Below are 17,761 nucleotides of genomic sequence, written 5' to 3'. Positions count from 1 at the left end.
AGTGTACATGATTATAGAGATAATTTTAAGCGAAGTGTTAGGATTTATTTAAAAAGAAAATTCATTCGTTGACAAACCCTATATGGACAATTAAGATTAAACGGTCAAAGACGATAAGGACGTCGAGGAGGGTTGCTTATGGAACATTTAGATGACCAGGAGCGCCAAGAGGTTTGGAGCAATATTGAGGATGCATTGTTAAATGATCATATCGATCAATTTCGTGCAGAATTTTTAGAACTCCATCCTTATGATCAAGCGAGAATCTTCGAAGGATTAGAAGTGGATGTCCGTATGCAAATCTACACTTACCTGTCCCCGGAAGAAGTCGCTGATGTTATGGAACATATTGATTACGAGGACATCGAGCCATTTTTCTCCGAGATGGATCCTCGTTTTGCCGCTCAAGTATTTGCGGAGATGTCGACAGATGATGCTGTCGATATTTTTAACGAATTAGATAAAGATAAAGTAGCAAGCTTTTTGACGATAATGGATAATGAAGCCGCTCAAGAAATTAAAGATTTGCTTCACTATGAAGAAAAAACAGCCGGATCAATTATGACGACAGAGTTCGTTGTTGTAAAAGCGAACATGACGATTAAACAGGCGATGGTCCATTTACGGACAGAAGCGCCAGATGCTGAGACCATCTACTATACGTATGTGGTTGATGAGGATAAACGGCTGGTCGGCGTCATATCCTTAAGAGATCTGATCATTTCTGAAGAGGACTGGATGATCTCTGATGTCATGAATGAACGGGTTGTCTCCGTATCTGTTGGAGAGGATCAGGAGGAAGTTGCCCGGATGGTTAGAGACTATGACTTTCTCGCTTTGCCGGTTGTCGATTTTCAAAACCACTTGCTTGGAATCATTACAGTTGATGATATTATGGATGTCATGGAAGAAGAAGCAAGCGATGACTATTCTAAGTTAGCCGCGGTTTCCGATGTGGACAGTCCTGATGAAAATGCGTTCGCATCAGCAAAAAAACGACTTCCGTGGCTTGTCATCCTTCTTTTTCTAGGAAGTTTAACTGCAAGTCTTATCGGAAGATTTGAAGAAACATTGGATAAAGTAGCTATTTTAGCTGTGTTTATACCATTGATTGCCGGCATGGCCGGGAACACAGGAACACAGGCTCTTGCCGTCGCTGTCCGCGGAATCGCTACTGGTGAAATTGATAAACAAGGAAAATGGAAGATGATGTTCAGAGAGGCAGGCACTGGCCTCATTACAGGTGTGTCCTGCGGATTGTTAATTACATTGATCGTTTATTTCTGGCAAGGGAACTTCTTTTTAGGGCTACTTGTTGGTGTCTCAATCCTATTGACTTTGATTGTGGCCACTTTGGCTGGATCTCTCGTTCCGCTTATAATGCATCGGTTCAACATTGACCCTGCCGTTGCTTCCGGTCCGTTCATCACCACGATTAATGACATCATTTCCATCTTGATTTACTTTGGGATGGCGACAGCGTTTATGAACTTATTAATATAACGGAAGGAGGGCGAGTATGGAACATGGTGCTTCAGTAACATCACTAGTTATTGTCATTCTTGCAGCATTTATTACTCCCATCATATTGCATAGGTTTAAATTAAATATGATTCCAGTCGTGGTCGCAGAGATCATAGTTGGATTGATTATAGGACAAAGCGGGTTCGATTTAGTTGAACAAGGAAGCTGGCTTGAAATTCTCTCTACATTAGGGTTCATTTTCCTGATGTTTTTGAGCGGACTTGAGATCGACTTCTCCATCTTTGCCCGCAGAAAAAAGAAGGCCAAACCTGAAAATAAAGGAACAGGAGCACCTAATCCAGTCTTTGTCGCCCTGATTGTATTTGTCGGTATTTTTGCTATATCACTAGGACTATCCTATTTGTTTGTTCTTGCAGGATTTATCGATAATGCTTTCTTGATGACTTTGATCATATCTACAGTTTCACTTGGTGTCGTTGTGCCTACGTTGAAGGATGCCCAGATGATGAAGACGACAATCGGGCAGACGATTCTCTTGATTGCCGTTATTGCCGATTTAGCTACAATGATTCTACTGGCCATCTTCGTTTCTTTGTACGGAGAAAGTCACGGGAATACGTGGCTATTGCTCCTCCTATTTGCTGTCGGTGTTTTGCTGTACTTTGTAGGAAAGCAGTTCCGTCATCAGTCATTTATTGAAACTATGGCTAAAGGTACGATCCAGATTGATACGAGGGCTGTCTTTACCTTAATTATTCTACTTGTGGCCCTTTCTGAAACAGTTGGAGCTGAGAACATTCTTGGTGCTTTCTTGGCTGGAACGCTTGTATCACTGCTGTCCCCCAATCAAGAGATGGTTAAAAAACTCGACAGCTTTGGTTACGGCTTTCTTATTCCCATCTTCTTCGTTATGGTCGGGGTAGAAATTGATATTTGGTCATTGTTTACGGACCGACGCGTTGTTATTTTAATTCCGTTATTATTCATAGCTCTTCTTGTTTCAAAAATCGTGCCTGCTCTTATTTTGAAGAAGTGGTACGATACAAGAACGGTGCTTAGTACCGGTTTTATTTTGACTTCGACTCTTTCTTTAGTTATCGCAGCAGCGACCATTGGAGAAAGGGAAGGGATGATTGATGCACAAATGGAGGGAGCGCTTATTTTAGTCGCTGTTCTCACTTGTCTTGTAGCACCGATCGTCTTTAAGAAAATCTATGGCCGGTTTGAAGATGAAGATCACAAGGTGGTCGTTTCATTCATCGGTTCAAACCGTATGACACTGCCTGTAGTTCGAGAGTTAGATATTAACGCTTATGAAACTCATTTGTATCATACAAAGGTAGACAAAATTGATGATAAAATCAGCCGCTCTTGCTTCGATATCAAAGAAGTGGAGGGGTATGAAGTTGAATCCATGAAGGAGTACGGAGTATTCGATGTCGACCTTGTTGTGGCTTCAACTGGCGATGAGCAAAAGAATGCGGAAGTCGCTCGTTACGCTAAGGAACAAGGGGTAGAGAGGGTAATCGCCCGGATTGAATCTCCAGAGCTTGCATCAGAGATGAGAGACTTAAATATCAGCGTCTTCTCTGTATTCTTATCCTCAAAAGCTCTGTTGAAAGCGATGATCGAAGCGCCAAACGTAGTTGATATCTTAACGAATCAAGAAACAGCACTCTATCAGATCAATATGAACAACTCTGAATACAATGGCATGTATCTAAGGGAATTCCCATTCACAGGAGATGTGATTATGGTCAGAATTTTCCGTGGGAAGGATTCCATCGTCCCACATGGAGATACGGAACTCAAGATGGGAGACCGACTTATCGTAACCGGTTCTCATGAATATGTGGATGAATTGAAAATGGAACTAGAATTTTGCGAGTGGTGTTAGTCACAAAGAAAGTGTAAGGATACTTATAGATCCTTACACTTTTTCTATTCTTGAGTTGCGAAGCGCCTAGCCCCTCGAGACATAAGACAATCGTTGCAGTGGGGAAAGACCACTCCTGTCTTATGCTTGTCGGGTCTTTCGAGGCTTCTCCACACCCTAGTCGTCCAGTCCAAACTCTGCTGTTCCAGGCACTTTCACCTTTAAATTAGGAGTTTCACCCCCCTCTCACCTTGCTATTTATTATCGGACCGGAAACGAGTACCATAGTAGAAACAATCAATTTAATTCTTATGACCCACTTTAGAAGGATCCTATCAGAATAGGATTGTAATGAATTTTAAAATGCTTTCATTACTCACCTCAATATTGAAAATAGGTGGGTTTGTGAGGTTAATAACATCTGGGATGGCTGGAAACTGGCGAGACTCCCGTGGGAGAAGGACCTAGGCGAGACCCCACAGAGAGCGTAGCGAACGAGGAGGCTTGCCAGTTCCCCAACAGGAAAGCGAGTTATTTTCCAGCCATCCCTTACTTAATTGCAAATACAAACCCCAACTCGAATTCGAGTGTTCCAGTATACTGCTATATAGTTGAATATCCTTTATTACCTATTTCATTCAATTATAAAGTTAGAGATCTAAATACGTTTTGAACTAAGTCCTTTTATTTTTCAACGCCCGCTTACTTGCTTAACGAACAGGGTAAACCTAAGTAAAGTCGTTAATCATTATTAGTAATCAGGTTGCGGGTGGTACCTTATCTATTATAAAATAGGAGCAGGTACTAATAACAAATCCTAAATGTTGAAATTACCTCAAGGAGGATATGGAATGAATTTTTCTTTAGAAGGACGCACGTATGTGGTCATGGGAGTGGCCAATAAACGAAGCATTGCCTGGGGCATAGCTCGCTCTCTTCATGAAGCTGGAGCGCGATTAATCTTCACCGTTGCTTCTGAACGCTTTGCTAAATCTGTCAAAGATCTTGCTGAAACACTTGAAGGCGGAGAAGAATCACTCGTTTACGAATGTGATGTCACTAATGATGAAGCCATCATCCAGACGTTTGAAAAAATTCAAGAAGATGTAGGCACCATCCATGGTCTTGCCCACTGCATCGCTTTTGCAAACCGTGACGAGTTGAAAGATGAGTTCTTGAATACGAGCCGCGATGGTTTCCTTACTGCTCACAACATCAGTTCTTATTCCTTGACTGCTGTCGCACGAGCAGCGAAGCCACTGATGACGGATGGAGGAAGCATTTTGACACTTACTTACCTCGGCGGTGAACAAGTAGTGAAAAACTACAACGTTATGGGAGTAGCGAAAGCAAGTCTTGATGCAAGCATGAAATACTTGGCGAACGATCTAGGGAAACATAACATTCGTGTTAATGCAATCTCAGCTGGGCCAATTCGTACGCTTTCTGCAAAAGGAGTCGGTGATTTCAATCAGATTCTTTCTGTCATTGAAGAACGTTCTCCATTGCGCAGACCAGTGACGCAGGAAGAGGTCGGCGATACAGCTTATTACTTGATGAGTGATCTTTCACGAGGTGTGACAGGCGAAATCATTCACGTCGATTCAGGTTTCAACATTGTTTCTTACTAATAAAGTCTAGAATTAAAGCCCTTTTCTGTTTAGAGTCAGAAAAGGGCTTTTTGTTTGGCTCTTATACAACTACATATCACTAGTCTTGGAGGTTTGATTCCGAGAGAAGTTGGGTTCGCTCTCGTAAAAGTGTTAGGGATTACTTGAGATTGACGAAATTCCCACGGGATAAGGAGCTAGGTGAAGAACGCACGAACGAGTAGGCTTGCCAGTTCGCTCACAGGAAAGCGAGCGTTTAAGAACACCTATCATGGTACTATGTAACGGAAACATTCATAAAAATAAGAAGACGTTCTTAGGTGAAATTAATGCAAAGCACTCTAATTTTGTCAAAACAGTGTAATTATGAACATGGCTGAAGGGACTAGGCATATACATAGAATGATGACCGATAAATAAAGGAGAGATCCGTATGGCTGAAAAGAAACGTTTGGCGAAGCAGCCGATGCTCTATATTGCCCAACCTAAATTTAAACCGGCGGAAGTACCAATGCAAACAAGCTTTCGTTCACAACGCTCGTCGAGCTCTTCTCAAGCGAGTAGTAGTGGAGGGACGTCCATACACGAAATGGAGCTTCGATTAAGAAATCAAAATACTGCTGATACGGCAGAAAAGGTTGAACCTAACGCTGAACAAACCGAACAGGAAGATACACCCTCAGCTGAAAAAGAGTCTCAAGTCCAAAAGCCTCGTGAAAGAAGGCAGCGGTTTCAAGACTTAGACCTTGAGGGGAAAGTGAATTATTTCTTTCAGTTATCTCCACACGTCCCTAAAATGAAATGTGAAGTTTCCACAGAGGAGAATGCTTATCGAGGGTACATTACCGATTATCAGGATGGCATTGTATCTATGAAGATTTTTCAACGCCCTTACCATCAAGATGTACCTTTTGAGAAAATCAAAGATATTCGATTGATCGGATTTTAAGCACAAAAAAACCGTGCCCAAGTGAGCGCGGTTTTTTAAGTGTAAATTATAGTGTTGCAGCAGCCGGAAGACATGTCACGTGACAGAAGCAGTTCAAGTCAACCGTGATGCAAATGCCAGAAGCGCGTAGGTCTTCGCAATCTTGTTGTGCAGGAGATTTAGGATCTACGATCATACGATGGTGATTGTGGTGACTTGAAGATGATTCATCGTCCTCAACTCCGCCCAAACGGTCATTGTCTGAGAACAATAGCTCTAATACGGCGCAGCCATCGTCATCAACAGATTTAACGCGGAAGAAAAAGCTCCCTTTTACGTTACAAGAACCGGAATTTTTCTTCGTACCATACCCTTTGAAAGGTTTGCAGTCTTTACAGTAAAGGATGACAGGAACGGTATCAAAACCAGAACCTCCGCCCACATCACCTAATAGATCTGCAATGGAACGTTCACAGCTCGTCGTGCAGTCACGCATTACGTCATTCTGAGCATCTACGATATCTTTAAGAATGTCAATCACACAAGAGCCCGTATCGAATTTTTTACCACAGCTCATTAAAATTTTCCCCTTTCCATACGAATTGACGTATTGTCTTTAATAGAATATGTTGGGTGTTTAGGTCGGTGTGGGCATTTGTCTGTTTTTAGGCAATCGATAACTTTTTCTAGAAGAATAGGCGAACGACCATACCTGAATAGGTCAAATCCCATAGATTAACAATGACTTCGAATAAGGAGATGAATAATATGTCTGAAAAGAAAAGGGTCATTAAAGTCGACGACCTATTCATAGAGGCGGAAAATGTTGTGATCCAACCTAGAAGGGACGATCGTCATGATCGCCACCGTGATAATCGGTTCGATCCATTCTTCGGTGGACGCCGTCGTGGAAAAGATGACGTTAGAGGAGAACGTGATCGTGAAAGCAGCTCAAGAGATCATCGCGACGAATCTTCTGACCGTCGTGGAGGCTTCCGTTGGTTCTAATTTCATATCATTGCAGCCACTACATGGAAGGTAGTGGCTTTTCTCATGAAGAGGGGGAATAAGGGAATGGTAAACATTACTTGGTTAGAAGTGTTAATTTTAGGATTTGCCAGTTTTCGGTTTACACGTTTGATTGTGCGTGACCTGATTATGGAATGGCTGCGTAAACCGTTTATGGATACGAAAATTGTCATGAACGATCAAGGAGAAGAGGAAGAATGGGTAGAACCTAACGGATGGATTGGTGAAGGTCTAAGTTGTCATTGGTGTGTGGGGGTATGGTCAGCAGCAATCATGATGGCGTTCTATTATTATATTCCTTACGGTGAATGGCTCGTGCTACTGCTTTCCATTGCGGGACTGCAATCGGCCCTTTATGGATTGAGTGACCGTCATTTATGAGCAAAAAATACAAGTCTATTTTTGAAGTGTTAAAGGAAATGGATGAAGAAACGTCGAAAATGAATGGAATTATCAAGCAGCCTGAGAAGAAGTTTGATGCGTGGGAGAAAGATTTTCAAGCGTGGGATAAGCGTTTTACAAAGCGCATGACCGATATGGAGAAATTTCTAAACAAACAGATAGGGAAAATGGAGCGTTTCTTTGAGTAATTTTCTAAGATTATACGAGGTTGCAAAAAGGAAAAGGTGAAGGTAGCAGGAGCATGTTCGCAAGCGAACAATCCCGAGGCAGGGAGCTGCTTTTGTCCTTCATAAGGTATATAAAGCGAAGTTAGACAGCAAATTTACTCACTGCAAAATCCAAATAACCAGGAACGACGAGCACTTCTGATCAGAAAGTTTCTTACAATTTACTCAGAAATGACAGGAATAGGAAAGAACTTTAGCGAAACCATATAAAAAAGCTAAAGGAGTCGTTTTCCATGTCATTTCAACAGATTAATTCAACTTGTTACTATTTTCAAAGCTCTGTAAACATCGGCTACGTTCAATCGGGAACTACAGGCCTGTTGATTGATGCAGGGATTGATAAATCATCAATAAAAAAGGTGCTCAAGGAACTCAAAGATCGAGAGCTTCCATTGACGCACCTTTTTATTACGCACGCGCACGCAGATCATTACGGAGGTGCGGCTTACATACAGGAAAATTATGAAGTCTATACGTACGCTCCGAAATTTGAGGAAGCGATTTTAAGGAACCCAAAGTTGGAGCCGCTATATTTGTTTGGTGGCAATGATCCGGTAAAAGAATTAAGAAATAAGTTTCTAGAAGGTGAATCGATAAGAATTGATGAAGTTGTCAGTGAGGGAAGCCTTCAAGCGGGAGAGGTTGAAGGAGAAATTTTTCTGCTTCCAGGTCACAGTTATCATCAACTTGCTCTAAAAGCGAATGGTATTTTGTATGCAACGGACAGTTATTTTGGAGAAGACGCTTTACGTAAGCATATTATTCCCTATATTACTGATGCCGATCTGACGATTAAAAGCTTAGAAAAATTGCTAGCCATAGAAATGGAAGGGGCAGTCCCGGGGCACGGACCTTTTGAAAAAGATCCTTCAACAACCATCCAGCAAAACATAGACGTCCACGTGAAGCTTATGAATTGGCTTGAGAACTACATAATACAAAAAGAATGGGTGAGTCATGAATCAGTGGTTGCTGCTATGTGTGAGCATTATGAAGTAAGTACTCCCCAGCTTTCTCAGTGGCTGTTATATAGAACGGCCGTTACCGCTTATCTAGTCGCACTAAAAAAAGACCAACGGATCCAAGATGATGTTGTTGGTCATAGATGGGTCTTCCATTCTGGTGCTAAAAGTTAAGTAAAAACAGCTGAGAGTCGCCTTCCTGGTATTCAGCATAAAAGACGTCGCTCGGCTTATTGACGTTCTGAGCCTTAAGCTGGGCATTCAACCACTTTTCATCCAACCCGGCTTCTTTTAAGTTGTCCCAAATGATCTCACCATCACTAATCAGTGCCATCGGAAGAGGGACGTTCTCGGGCTTTAAGTTCATGTCCATTCGGTTGACGTTTTGGTATGGCGCTTTCTTCAATACTGAGACGGTTCCATCTGTTTCAAGAACAGCATATTCTACTTCTTGGATTGAAAAAACATCTTTAGATCGTAATAAATGCTGAAGTTGATTGATATCTAATTTATTTTTTTTCATTCGATCCCTATCGATTTTTCCTTTATGAATGATGAGAGCCGGTTTTCCCTCTAAGAGGCTGCGTGTGCCTTTAAATTTCTCTGTTATGATTTCGGTAACATAAATGAGTACGCCCCATAAAAATATCGCAAAAGCAACTTTTGCAATTCCGATTTTATCGTCGTACAAGGCGTTTCCAACCAATTCGCCTAATACAAGTGCCGCGATGAAGTCAAAGGCAGTTATTTGAGTGATCTGTGTTTTTCCTAAGACTTTTGTGAGAACGAAAAGGGCAAAAAACCCGAAAAACGTTTCTGCTGTTATTCTTAGATATTCCATACTTAATCACGATCCTTGTGTGGTCATATACTTTCAATTCTAGACAAAGACCACAGGATCTAAACGAAAAAAACCTGCCGTTTGGGCAGGTCTTATGTTTTGAGTTTTTTGATCATAGTGACGTGAGGAATTCCAGCGTCCATAAACTCGTCAGAAACGGTCACATAGCCAAGCGATTGGTAAAAATTCTCTGCATGGGTTTGGGCGTTTAATTTAGCGGTATCCCTGTCATGATCTTTAATGATTTGTTCCATAAAACTTATTATTTGTTTACCAAAAGAATGACCTCGATATTCTTTCATGACACAAATGCGCTCAAGCTTTCCGTATCCATCAACAAACCTGAGACGGGCGGCAGCAACAGGATGGTTTTCTTCGTACCCCACAAGGTGAACGGCTGTTTGATCATCTTCATCGATTTCCAACTCTTCTGGAACGTTTTGTTCCTCGATAAAAACGACGCGCCGAACTTGGAACGCGTCGTCTTTTTGTTGTTGATTTGAAACTCGGCGGATATCCATCAGGATTACCCTTTACCAAGTCGGAACGTTTCATAAACGCTCCATGCGCCGTTTTCAAGTTGATAAAGCAGTTGGAAACGGTCCACCTCATCCTGAATGTCGAACTTCGTCATATTCAAGCTGCCATACACATCAGAAAACTCAGCATCGGTCAGTTTCTGGGCGATCGTGATGTGGGGAACGAATGCGTAGTCTTTTTCTTCATGTAGTGGACCGGAATGAAGCTTTTCGTTTAACCCGAAGATTTCTTCAGACGGCTCAATCTTCAAGTAAATCGTGTTGGTCACAGGTGAGAATGAGCTCACCTTGTAAATACCGTAAGAAAAAGGCTGGGTGTTTTTTGCAATTTCCTTTAGTTCAGGAATAATAGTAGATTCAATTTCGCTTTCATCTGCTTCAAAAGCTTCTTTTAATGTAATGTGCGGTGGAATTAATGCATAGTGAGGATCATAGCGCTTTCGATATGAATTCGCCTCATCTTGTACCTTTTTCGATGGAAATATCGCAATACCGTATTTCATAAGACTAACCCCTCCTGATTCTCATTTACTATTAGAAATTATTTTCCAAACAAAGTAAGTAAAGCGCGTTTGAAGTCTTTTTGCCAAGTCCCCCACGTGTGGTTCCCGTCTAATTCATAAAACGTGTAATCAAGCGGCTGATCCTGCAAGAAATCACGCAACTCAAGGTTTGGTTTTAGGAAATTCTTTCTTGCGCCTTCTGTTGTTTCAACATCTGTTTCCTGACTCCCAATCGTATGGTAAATCGTCAACGGTGAAAAATCCTTCGCAGACATGACAACTTCCTTCACGTGTTCATCCACATAAGGGCTCTGCATGATGACGTTCCCAAAAACGTTCGGGAATTTCGCAGCGGTCATTAAAGCAAGTGTACCGGCTAATGAATCACCGACAAGCGTACGACCTCTACCCATACAGAAGCCAGGCAATTCCTCATCAAGGAATGGAACTACTTCACGAATTAGGAAATTTACATAATCCGCTTGTTTTTTTCCATCTGGATGGTATTTATCCTGACGATCGTATTTGTCATTATAATGGATACCGATGAAAATGGTATTCTCAATCTCTTCATTAGCATGCAGTTGATCACTAAGCGTGGCCGCACGACCCATTTGGAAATAGTCATTTCCATCTTGCATAATACAGAAATGGTACTTGTATAATGGAGAGTAATTTTCGGGTACGTACACTCTTAATGTCATTGTTTCGTTTAGATAGTTGCTTTCAAGGCTATATTCTTTAAAAGATCCGTTTCTTCCCATCATCGACCACCTCCTAACATGCAAGGAAGTTCCTATACAAAATTCCCGCTGTCATAAATACTTAAACGTAACATATATATTTTACCATAGAATTATCGAAAAAGTAGAACAGATGTAATATGGAAGAAAAATGAAGATATTTGCGCAGTTTTTACATAACCTTAAAAAAATCTTTAAATCTTGTTGACACTTATCGAAATCCATTGTATATTATTACTTGTCAGACGACATACATATGATTCCGTAGCTCAGCTGGGAGAGCGCCACCTTGACAGGGTGGAGGTCGTTGGTTCGAGCCCAATCGGAATCATCCATACAAAGTGCCGGAATGGCGCGGTTTCTCATCCAGGGAGAGGCCGCGTCATTTCTTTTCTTATAACGTTTTATTTGAGTATGTAATTAAAGGGTAAGAGACAGGGGAAACTCCTGTCTCTTATTTATATTTCTTTAAAGTTAATGGAAATAATCCGATCGGTATTCGGATTATAAACGACCGTACCTTGGATATTGATCGTTTCCTGAGTAGATTGTAAAACAAACTTATAATCTTCTCTCATTTGATTCCCATTTTGCTGCGTACTTAATTTACTGTAATCTGTGACTTTGTAGTTGGGGTAAGCAGCAATAACAATTTCTAAAAGGTATTTTCCCCATTTTTCTTCCTCTAATTCAGGTGAAGCAATGATCTCTACATTAATGATTCCTGATCCTACATTCGCCCCTAAGGCCTCAAAGGCTTTTCTATGAAGATTTATTTTATTAGCTGGATAATTTGGTACTTGATCGACAACGGTTACTAATACTTCTTTTTGATTGGATAAATTTTTTACTTTAATGGTTTGACCACATTGATAAGGGGAGTTACTTCCCACAGCCGCGGTCATGTAGTTATTTGTAGACCATGGAATGTCACACTGAGTAACGGGTCCTCCTTCTGTCCATGTGGCCTGACCTTGAACCGGCTGTCTCGCTCGATAATAGCTTTGATTGTTATGAAAGTAATTAGGATAACGAGAATAAGGATGCTGGTAATAAGGGTTCTGTAAATACGGATACCCATTAGGCACTTGATAGTAATAATACATCCAACTTCCTCCTGTCTTTTCAGTTATATCCTCATTAGCCTATGCGTGAGTTAGTGAGACTGTGAAACAGACAATAGGAGTCACAGATCTCTCATATGAACAGTAGACGGCCGTTGGAACCATTATAAATTAAAAACAGGTAGGAGTTAGGGCTTCTAGTAAACGGGCATATATCTTCATAAGATTCCTTGTCCCTCCTTTCCTTTTAGAGGGTGTCAACAGTAATTAGCGTAAAATACCTATATATATGTAGAAAAACGTAAAAAATGCCATCCGTATGCCTTTAGCTGTATTTGAGTATTTGAGATTTTACTCCTGTATGGTTTGATGTTAAGGTGTGCTATTATATTCTTCGTCCTCCTTCTACTGGGGACATTTTTTATTGATCAATGAGTGATAAATAGATGTTTGTAAAATAGGCAGATCCACTTTTTATAAAAGAAGTGGTTTTCCATAAGGAGGGGTTACATTGGATATATTGATTACGGCATTTTTTTTATTAAGTGTGACGTTTCCTGTACTTCATTTATACCATTGTCTGCCATTCTTCAATGAATCAGACGAACGTAAAAACAAGGGGTCTAAGTTGGAAGAATGGATGATGGATCGTGGGTATAAGGACGAAAAGGGAATAAGCATAGTCGTTCCATGCTTTAATGAGGAGAGAATCATTGAGACTTCAATTGAGAGTATGAAAACACTGGCTTATTCAGATTATGAGGTCCTATATATTAATGATGGTTCAACGGATAATACGATGGTTCATTTGAATCGATTCCTGCAGTTAAAACCATGTTCACTGACGTCACTTGGGAAGATATCTCATGAAAACGTGGAGGCTATTTATCAATCAAGTATATGGCCGAACATTTACGTTATCGACAAAGTAAATGGAGGAAAAGCAGATGCATTAAATGCAGGAATTGAATATTCACGTAAAGATTTGCTCATCACACTGGATGCAGACACGATATTAACAGAGAAGGCATTATCAGCGGTTAATCAAACTTTCGAAGATGAAAATGTTGTAGCTGCAGGTGGAATGGTCCACGTCCTGCAAACCAAAACAGATAAACCGATGAGCCGCTTATCACTAAAAATGGCAAATATGCTGGTAAGAGTCCAAGTTTTAGATTTCTTAAAAGCTTTCTATATATCTAAGCTGTCTTTAGTTCGATTTAAAGCTTTAGCCGTCATTTCAGGAGCCTTCGGGATATTTGACAAACAAATTCTTTTGGATGTAGGCGGGTACCGGAAAACAATAGGAGAGGACATTGATATAACTCTACGTATTCAAAGGTACATAGCGAAACATAAACATTTGAAAATTAATTTTATAGCTGGCGCTGTCGGCTATACCGAGCTACCTGAAACATGGAAGGATTTAACTAAGCAGCGATTGCGTTGGCAGAAAGCTTATGTCGATTGCATTATTCATTTTTGGGGATTTTTCTTAAAAACGCTATTTACTAAACCTGTTTCCTTTTTTTATGTATTCGAGACATTTCTTGTAGGGACCCTTGCTGCTTACGCAATGACAGGTATAGTCTTAGTGAATTTAATCAACAATCCTGAAAACTCCATATTAGATTACATGTTTTTTTATTTGTTTTTCATCTTTTTGTTTGGAGTCCTCTATGATTTAGTTGCACTTGGAATGAATAGGCATCACGGGTTTTCGTTTAAAAAAAGAGATTGGCTCCGGTTGTTTTGGACGATCATTTTTGATATTTTAATTTTCCGTTTCGTAAGTGTTTATTTCGTTATGTATGGAAGCATTTCTTATTTCTTCAACAAAAAGTGGAATAAAGTTGATCGAACGGGACGTAGCTACCATAAAAAGGATTCTACTCATGCAGCCTAGCCAACTGATGTTGACAGATCCATTTATACAAACAAAGCTAACGGGTTTACTAGTGGAGGAATGAGAGATGGGCAAAAAAATATTACTGTTTATTTTGACCTCAACTACAGTACTTACTTTAGGGGCTTGCAGTTATGCTTTTAACTTCATTACCTCAACCTCCTCAAGTGTATATGAAGAGATCGGTAAGAGGACGGGATATGAAGATCGGAGGGAAGACCTCAGTTTGTCAGAAGGTGATCCTATCTCTGTACTGCTGATGGGGCTGGATAGACGACCGGGTGAAACAACGAGTAGGACGGATACGCTAATTCTTATGACTATTAATCCTGATTCAAACTCAACCCAAATGGTAAGTGTTCCGCGTGACACCTACTCGGAGGTGAAAGGTGCTGTAAATAAAATTAATAGTTCGTATCAAGTAGGTGGAACAGAATTAACTGTCCGATCTGTGGAAAATCTTTTAGACGTTCCAGTAGATTATTTTGCAAAAGTTAATTTTAATGGCTTTGAAAATATCGTGGATACTTTAGGAGGCGTTAAAGTTCACAATGAATTAGGTTTCAATACGGCAGGACTGGGGTTTGATATTAAAGATACGTACTTCCCTAAAGGTGAACTACATTTGAATGGTAAAGAAGCCCTAATCTATGCTCGGATGAGAAAAAAAGACCCAAGAGGGGACTTTGGCCGGCAAATACGTCAGCGTCAAGTAATTGAAGCACTGATTAGCAAAGGAACAAGTTTATCTACTGTTACTAAATTCGATGACATGGTTAAGGTGCTTGAGGATAATGTGAAAACCAATATGACATTCAAGGATATGTGGCATCTTCAATCCAATTACAAACAAGCACGTAACAACATCGCGCAACACAATATCGAAGGTAAGGGGAAAAACATCAACGGGAATTACTATTATATTCCTGATAAGGAGAAACTCCGTCAAATTTCTAATCAACTAAACGACCATCTTGAGCTTAATACTCAGTAGTTGAGTGGAAAATGAAACTAATAAGACAAGTAAATAAGTATTTATCCAGATCGAAAAGGGGGATTTAATATCCCTCTTTTTTTCCATAATATATAAAAATCTATGTAAAAACAGCCATTTTAATAAAAAACGACCGAATTCGACAAATTCAATCCGAAACCTATAAAAAGAAAAATTGAGTGGAGGAAGGTAGTTATGGATTACATGATGTTTCTCGATATAAAAGTACTGCTTGTAGTCATTGCAGCGCTAGGCTGTTTTGTTCTAGGGTTATTATTAGTTTTACTGAACAAGAGTAAAAAACATAGAGAAGAGTTAATAGAAATTGAAACGGAAGCCATCTCAGATTTGGATAAAGTGGAGCAAGAATTCAAACAAAAGGATAACGAACGTGATGAAAAGATTAAAGAAGAGTATGAAGCTAAAATTAGTGATTTTAAAACATATGTACACAGTATTGAAGAAATTTCAAAAAACTCGGTTGATATACAAATCCATACTCTTCTAACAAATCTGAAGGAGAAGTTGGTAAGGGAAGGGGTTATTAAACCATTAGAAATGATGGTGCTTTCAAACGTGTTTCTTCCAATGAAAACAACCGAGGGTGAAATGAGTCTTAACAAAATTAATCACATAGTATTGATGAGAACAGGCATCTACATCATTGATAACAATGAGTTTGATGGAAATGTACTTCATGGACTTACCAGGGGTAAAGCGAAAGAGTTCTCATTCCTTCTCGATCATCTTTCTTCAACTGAAGAGGATGAAACTGAGAAGACAATCATATTCGAGAATAACAATGCGGACCAGACAGGAATGAATGTCTATTCTGTTAAAAACCCAGTATTTAACATGATGGCTGGAGTAGATGCTTTCAAACAACTGCTAAAAGGGCAGGTTAATGACAGTTCTGTTATACCTATCCTTTACTTTAATCATCATAACAATAGTCTTATTAATTTTTCCGAAATGAAGACTCCGTACGTTTTTGATGATCAAGCCGTTCTTTCAAAGTTTTTTGTAAGACAATTGGAAAAGCGGAATACAGTGTACTCAGAAAGAGAACTAGAAAATTTAAAAATTATGATTGAAAAATTACATCCAACACAATCACTCTCTTTTAATCCAACTACGTTGGAAAGTAAAAAACTGCAGGCATAGAACAAACCCGAATGATGATTAAGCGGACAAGTGAATCATTATTCGGGTTTTTCTATCCGACCAATTCCTGTCATCCATTTACTGGAATTCCACCATTCACATGAATCATCTGTCCGGTAACGTAGCTGGAGTCATTACTTGCTAAATAGACAAAAGCAGGAGCAACTTCCCTGGGCTGTCCAGGTCGTCCCATCGGGTTATCAGAACCAAATTCGGCAACTTTTTGTTTGTCAAAACTTGCTGGGATGAGCGGGGTCCAGATTGGTCCAGGAGCAACCCCATTAACCCGAATGCCTTTACTTACAAGTGACTTAGCCATAGATCTAGTGAAAGTAGTTATCGCTCCTTTTGTCGATGAATAATCAATCAACTGTTCGTTTCCTTGATAAGCAGTCACGGAAGATGTGTTGATAATGCTGCTTCCTTTTTTTAGGTGGGGAAGCACAGCTTTCGTCATATAAAAGTAAGAAAAGAAATTGGTCCGAAATGTCTTTTCCATTTGCTCGTTTGTAATATCGAGAAAATTCTGTTGTGGATACTGTTCGGCAGCGTTGTTTACAAGTACATCAATTTTTCCAAAGCTGTCTGTAATTTGTTTTACAGCGTTCTCACAAAAAACAGAGTCGCCGATATCACCACTAATCAGCTCACATTTATTTCCTTCACTTTCGACTAGTTTCTTAGTCGTTTCAGCATCTTCATGTTCATCAAGGTAGAGGACGGCTACGTCTGCCCCTTCTTTTGCAAAGTATAAACTTACTGCTCGGCCAATACCGCTGTCTCCACCTGTGATGATGGCTATTTTTCCATTTAGCTTTCCGCTGCCTTTGTATTTATCATCTACGTACTCTGGCTGTGGTTTCATTTCGTATTCAAAGCCAGGCTGACGGTCTTGATGTTGTTTAGGATGAATTTCTTTCTTTTTATTTGACATAGATTTTCCTCCTAAGTACCCATAGATTCCATGTTAGCCTGCCCCAATCATGCTAAATCAACCATGAAAAACAAAAAGAGCAGGTGTCATAACATCTGCTCTTTTCTGCCTTATTGGCCACGTCTTTCTTCTGATGGTTCTTCGTCAAGATCTGGCTCTTCTTCATCCATGTTATTCGGAGTGTCACGCTCACCAGGCTGACGGATACGATCACGGTCGTCATCGCCATTTCTATCCATGTCCATATCCATATCTCGATCCATATTTGGATCTCTGCGCTGGTCTAGGTCGTTATCTCCATCGTTATAACGGACTGGATCGTAATTTACATCTTCTGGATCCTCATTCATCTCATTGTTATCCACGTTACATGCAGCTAACATGCCTGTTGAGACAAGAAGAGACATTGTTAGGATTAATAATTTCTTTTTCATTTCTTTCCCTCCATGTACATTTATAGATTGAAACATTTTATAATGTGTACACTTTTAATTTTTTTACTCTTTTTTTAAAGGGAATTTTTAAAAGAAGTGTCGTGTTAAATCGTTTTTACT

The 17,761-nt window shown here is 40.0% G+C and carries 19 protein-coding genes and 1 tRNA gene; 12 read left to right on the top strand and 8 right to left on the bottom strand.

The features are described 5' to 3' along the window. Nucleotides 1-138: 138 nt before the first annotated feature. The 4 genes from mgtE to ACRYKC_RS04840 all read left to right on the top strand — a co-directional run bounded on the left by mgtE (nt 139) and on the right by ACRYKC_RS04840 (nt 5,920). Nucleotides 139-1,503, top strand: a complete 1,365-nt coding sequence (gene mgtE, locus ACRYKC_RS04855; protein ID WP_433805567.1) for a magnesium transporter — start codon at nt 139-141, stop codon at nt 1,501-1,503. 16 nt (nt 1,504-1,519) lie between these two features. Further along, nucleotides 1,520-3,382, top strand: coding sequence for a monovalent cation:proton antiporter family protein (locus tag ACRYKC_RS04850; RefSeq protein WP_433805566.1), 1,863 nt, complete (start codon nt 1,520-1,522; stop codon nt 3,380-3,382). Nucleotides 3,383-4,212: 830 nt separating this feature from the next. Next, nucleotides 4,213-4,992 carry an enoyl-ACP reductase FabI gene (fabI, locus tag ACRYKC_RS04845; RefSeq protein WP_085030467.1) on the top strand — a complete coding sequence of 260 codons (780 nt, stop codon included), beginning with the start codon at nt 4,213-4,215 and terminating at the stop codon, nt 4,990-4,992. A gap of 412 nt (nt 4,993-5,404) precedes the next feature. After that, a complete protein-coding gene (locus ACRYKC_RS04840) occupies nt 5,405-5,920 on the top strand; it encodes a CotO family spore coat protein (protein WP_433805564.1) in 516 nt (171 codons plus the stop codon). Between the two features lie 46 nt (nt 5,921-5,966). On the opposite strand, the gene ACRYKC_RS04835 is transcribed toward ACRYKC_RS04840, so the two are convergent. Then, entirely contained in the window at nt 5,967-6,476 is a 510-nt protein-coding gene (locus tag ACRYKC_RS04835; RefSeq protein WP_433805563.1) for a CotY/CotZ family spore coat protein, read from the bottom strand. 191 nt (nt 6,477-6,667) lie between these two features. On the opposite strand from ACRYKC_RS04835, the gene ACRYKC_RS04830 reads away from it, so the two are divergent. The 4 genes from ACRYKC_RS04830 to ACRYKC_RS04815 all read left to right on the top strand — a co-directional run bounded on the left by ACRYKC_RS04830 (nt 6,668) and on the right by ACRYKC_RS04815 (nt 8,693). Then, nucleotides 6,668-6,907, top strand: coding sequence for a hypothetical protein (locus tag ACRYKC_RS04830; RefSeq protein ID WP_433805562.1), 240 nt, complete (start codon nt 6,668-6,670; stop codon nt 6,905-6,907). A gap of 66 nt (nt 6,908-6,973) precedes the next feature. Continuing rightward, nucleotides 6,974-7,309, top strand: coding sequence for a DUF1360 domain-containing protein (locus tag ACRYKC_RS04825; RefSeq protein WP_433805561.1), 336 nt, complete (start codon nt 6,974-6,976; stop codon nt 7,307-7,309). Beyond that, nucleotides 7,306-7,518: a hypothetical protein gene (locus ACRYKC_RS04820; protein WP_433805559.1), complete on the top strand. Its 213-nt coding sequence runs from the start codon at nt 7,306-7,308 to the stop codon at nt 7,516-7,518. The genes ACRYKC_RS04825 and ACRYKC_RS04820 overlap by 4 nt, the downstream gene beginning before the upstream one ends. A 272-nt stretch (nt 7,519-7,790) precedes the next feature. Beyond that, complete coding sequence (locus ACRYKC_RS04815) at nt 7,791-8,693, top strand: MBL fold metallo-hydrolase (protein WP_433805558.1); 903 nt, start codon at nt 7,791-7,793, stop codon at nt 8,691-8,693. On the opposite strand, the gene ACRYKC_RS04810 is transcribed toward ACRYKC_RS04815, so the two are convergent. The 4 genes from ACRYKC_RS04810 to ACRYKC_RS04795 form a co-directional block, all read right to left on the bottom strand. Beyond that, on the bottom strand, nt 8,683-9,360 hold the full coding sequence (locus tag ACRYKC_RS04810; protein WP_433805557.1) for a DUF421 domain-containing protein: 678 nt from the start codon (nt 9,358-9,360) through the stop codon (nt 8,683-8,685). The genes ACRYKC_RS04815 and ACRYKC_RS04810 overlap by 11 nt on opposite strands. A gap of 92 nt (nt 9,361-9,452) precedes the next feature. Next, nucleotides 9,453-9,881, bottom strand: coding sequence for a GNAT family N-acetyltransferase (locus ACRYKC_RS04805; RefSeq protein WP_433805556.1), 429 nt, complete (start codon nt 9,879-9,881; stop codon nt 9,453-9,455). A gap of 5 nt (nt 9,882-9,886) precedes the next feature. After that, the gene (locus tag ACRYKC_RS04800; RefSeq protein WP_433805555.1) at nt 9,887-10,402 is read right to left on the bottom strand and encodes a YjcG family protein; all 516 of its coding nucleotides are present in this window, start codon (nt 10,400-10,402) and stop codon (nt 9,887-9,889) included. A gap of 38 nt (nt 10,403-10,440) precedes the next feature. After that, a complete protein-coding gene (locus tag ACRYKC_RS04795) occupies nt 10,441-11,166 on the bottom strand; it encodes an alpha/beta hydrolase (protein ID WP_433805553.1) in 726 nt (241 codons plus the stop codon). A 237-nt stretch (nt 11,167-11,403) separates the two neighbouring features. Here ACRYKC_RS04795 and ACRYKC_RS04790 point away from each other — a divergent pair. Then, nucleotides 11,404-11,476 (top strand) — tRNA-Val (locus tag ACRYKC_RS04790). Between the two features lie 127 nt (nt 11,477-11,603). Here ACRYKC_RS04790 and ACRYKC_RS04785 read toward each other — a convergent pair. Next, entirely contained in the window at nt 11,604-12,251 is a 648-nt protein-coding gene (locus ACRYKC_RS04785) for a DUF3889 domain-containing protein (protein WP_433805552.1), read from the bottom strand. A gap of 469 nt (nt 12,252-12,720) precedes the next feature. Here ACRYKC_RS04785 and ACRYKC_RS04780 point away from each other — a divergent pair, with 469 nt between their 5' ends. The 3 genes from ACRYKC_RS04780 to ACRYKC_RS04770 all read left to right on the top strand — a co-directional run bounded on the left by ACRYKC_RS04780 (nt 12,721) and on the right by ACRYKC_RS04770 (nt 16,273). Further along, complete coding sequence (locus tag ACRYKC_RS04780) at nt 12,721-14,115, top strand: glycosyltransferase family 2 protein (protein ID WP_433805551.1); 1,395 nt, start codon at nt 12,721-12,723, stop codon at nt 14,113-14,115. Nucleotides 14,116-14,182: 67 nt separating this feature from the next. Further along, nucleotides 14,183-15,109, top strand: a complete 927-nt coding sequence (locus tag ACRYKC_RS04775) for an LCP family glycopolymer transferase (protein ID WP_433805550.1) — start codon at nt 14,183-14,185, stop codon at nt 15,107-15,109. 195 nt (nt 15,110-15,304) lie between these two features. Beyond that, nucleotides 15,305-16,273 carry a type 2 periplasmic-binding domain-containing protein gene (locus ACRYKC_RS04770; protein ID WP_433805549.1) on the top strand — a complete coding sequence of 323 codons (969 nt, stop codon included), beginning with the start codon at nt 15,305-15,307 and terminating at the stop codon, nt 16,271-16,273. 70 nt (nt 16,274-16,343) lie between these two features. Here ACRYKC_RS04770 and ACRYKC_RS04765 read toward each other — a convergent pair whose 3' ends face one another. Both ACRYKC_RS04765 and ACRYKC_RS04760 read right to left on the bottom strand, forming a co-directional pair. Next, nucleotides 16,344-17,207: an SDR family oxidoreductase gene (locus ACRYKC_RS04765; RefSeq protein ID WP_433805548.1), complete on the bottom strand. Its 864-nt coding sequence runs from the start codon at nt 17,205-17,207 to the stop codon at nt 16,344-16,346. A 110-nt stretch (nt 17,208-17,317) separates the two neighbouring features. Further along, the gene (locus tag ACRYKC_RS04760; protein WP_433805547.1) at nt 17,318-17,641 is read right to left on the bottom strand and encodes a hypothetical protein; all 324 of its coding nucleotides are present in this window, start codon (nt 17,639-17,641) and stop codon (nt 17,318-17,320) included. Nucleotides 17,642-17,761 lie beyond the last annotated feature (120 nt).

Source organism: Halobacillus sp. A1-3, from assembly GCF_050971765.1.
Taxonomy (GTDB): Bacteria; Bacillota; Bacilli; order Bacillales; family Halobacillaceae; genus Halobacillus; species Halobacillus mangrovi_B.
This window is presented reverse-complemented; position numbering and strand designations above follow the sequence as displayed.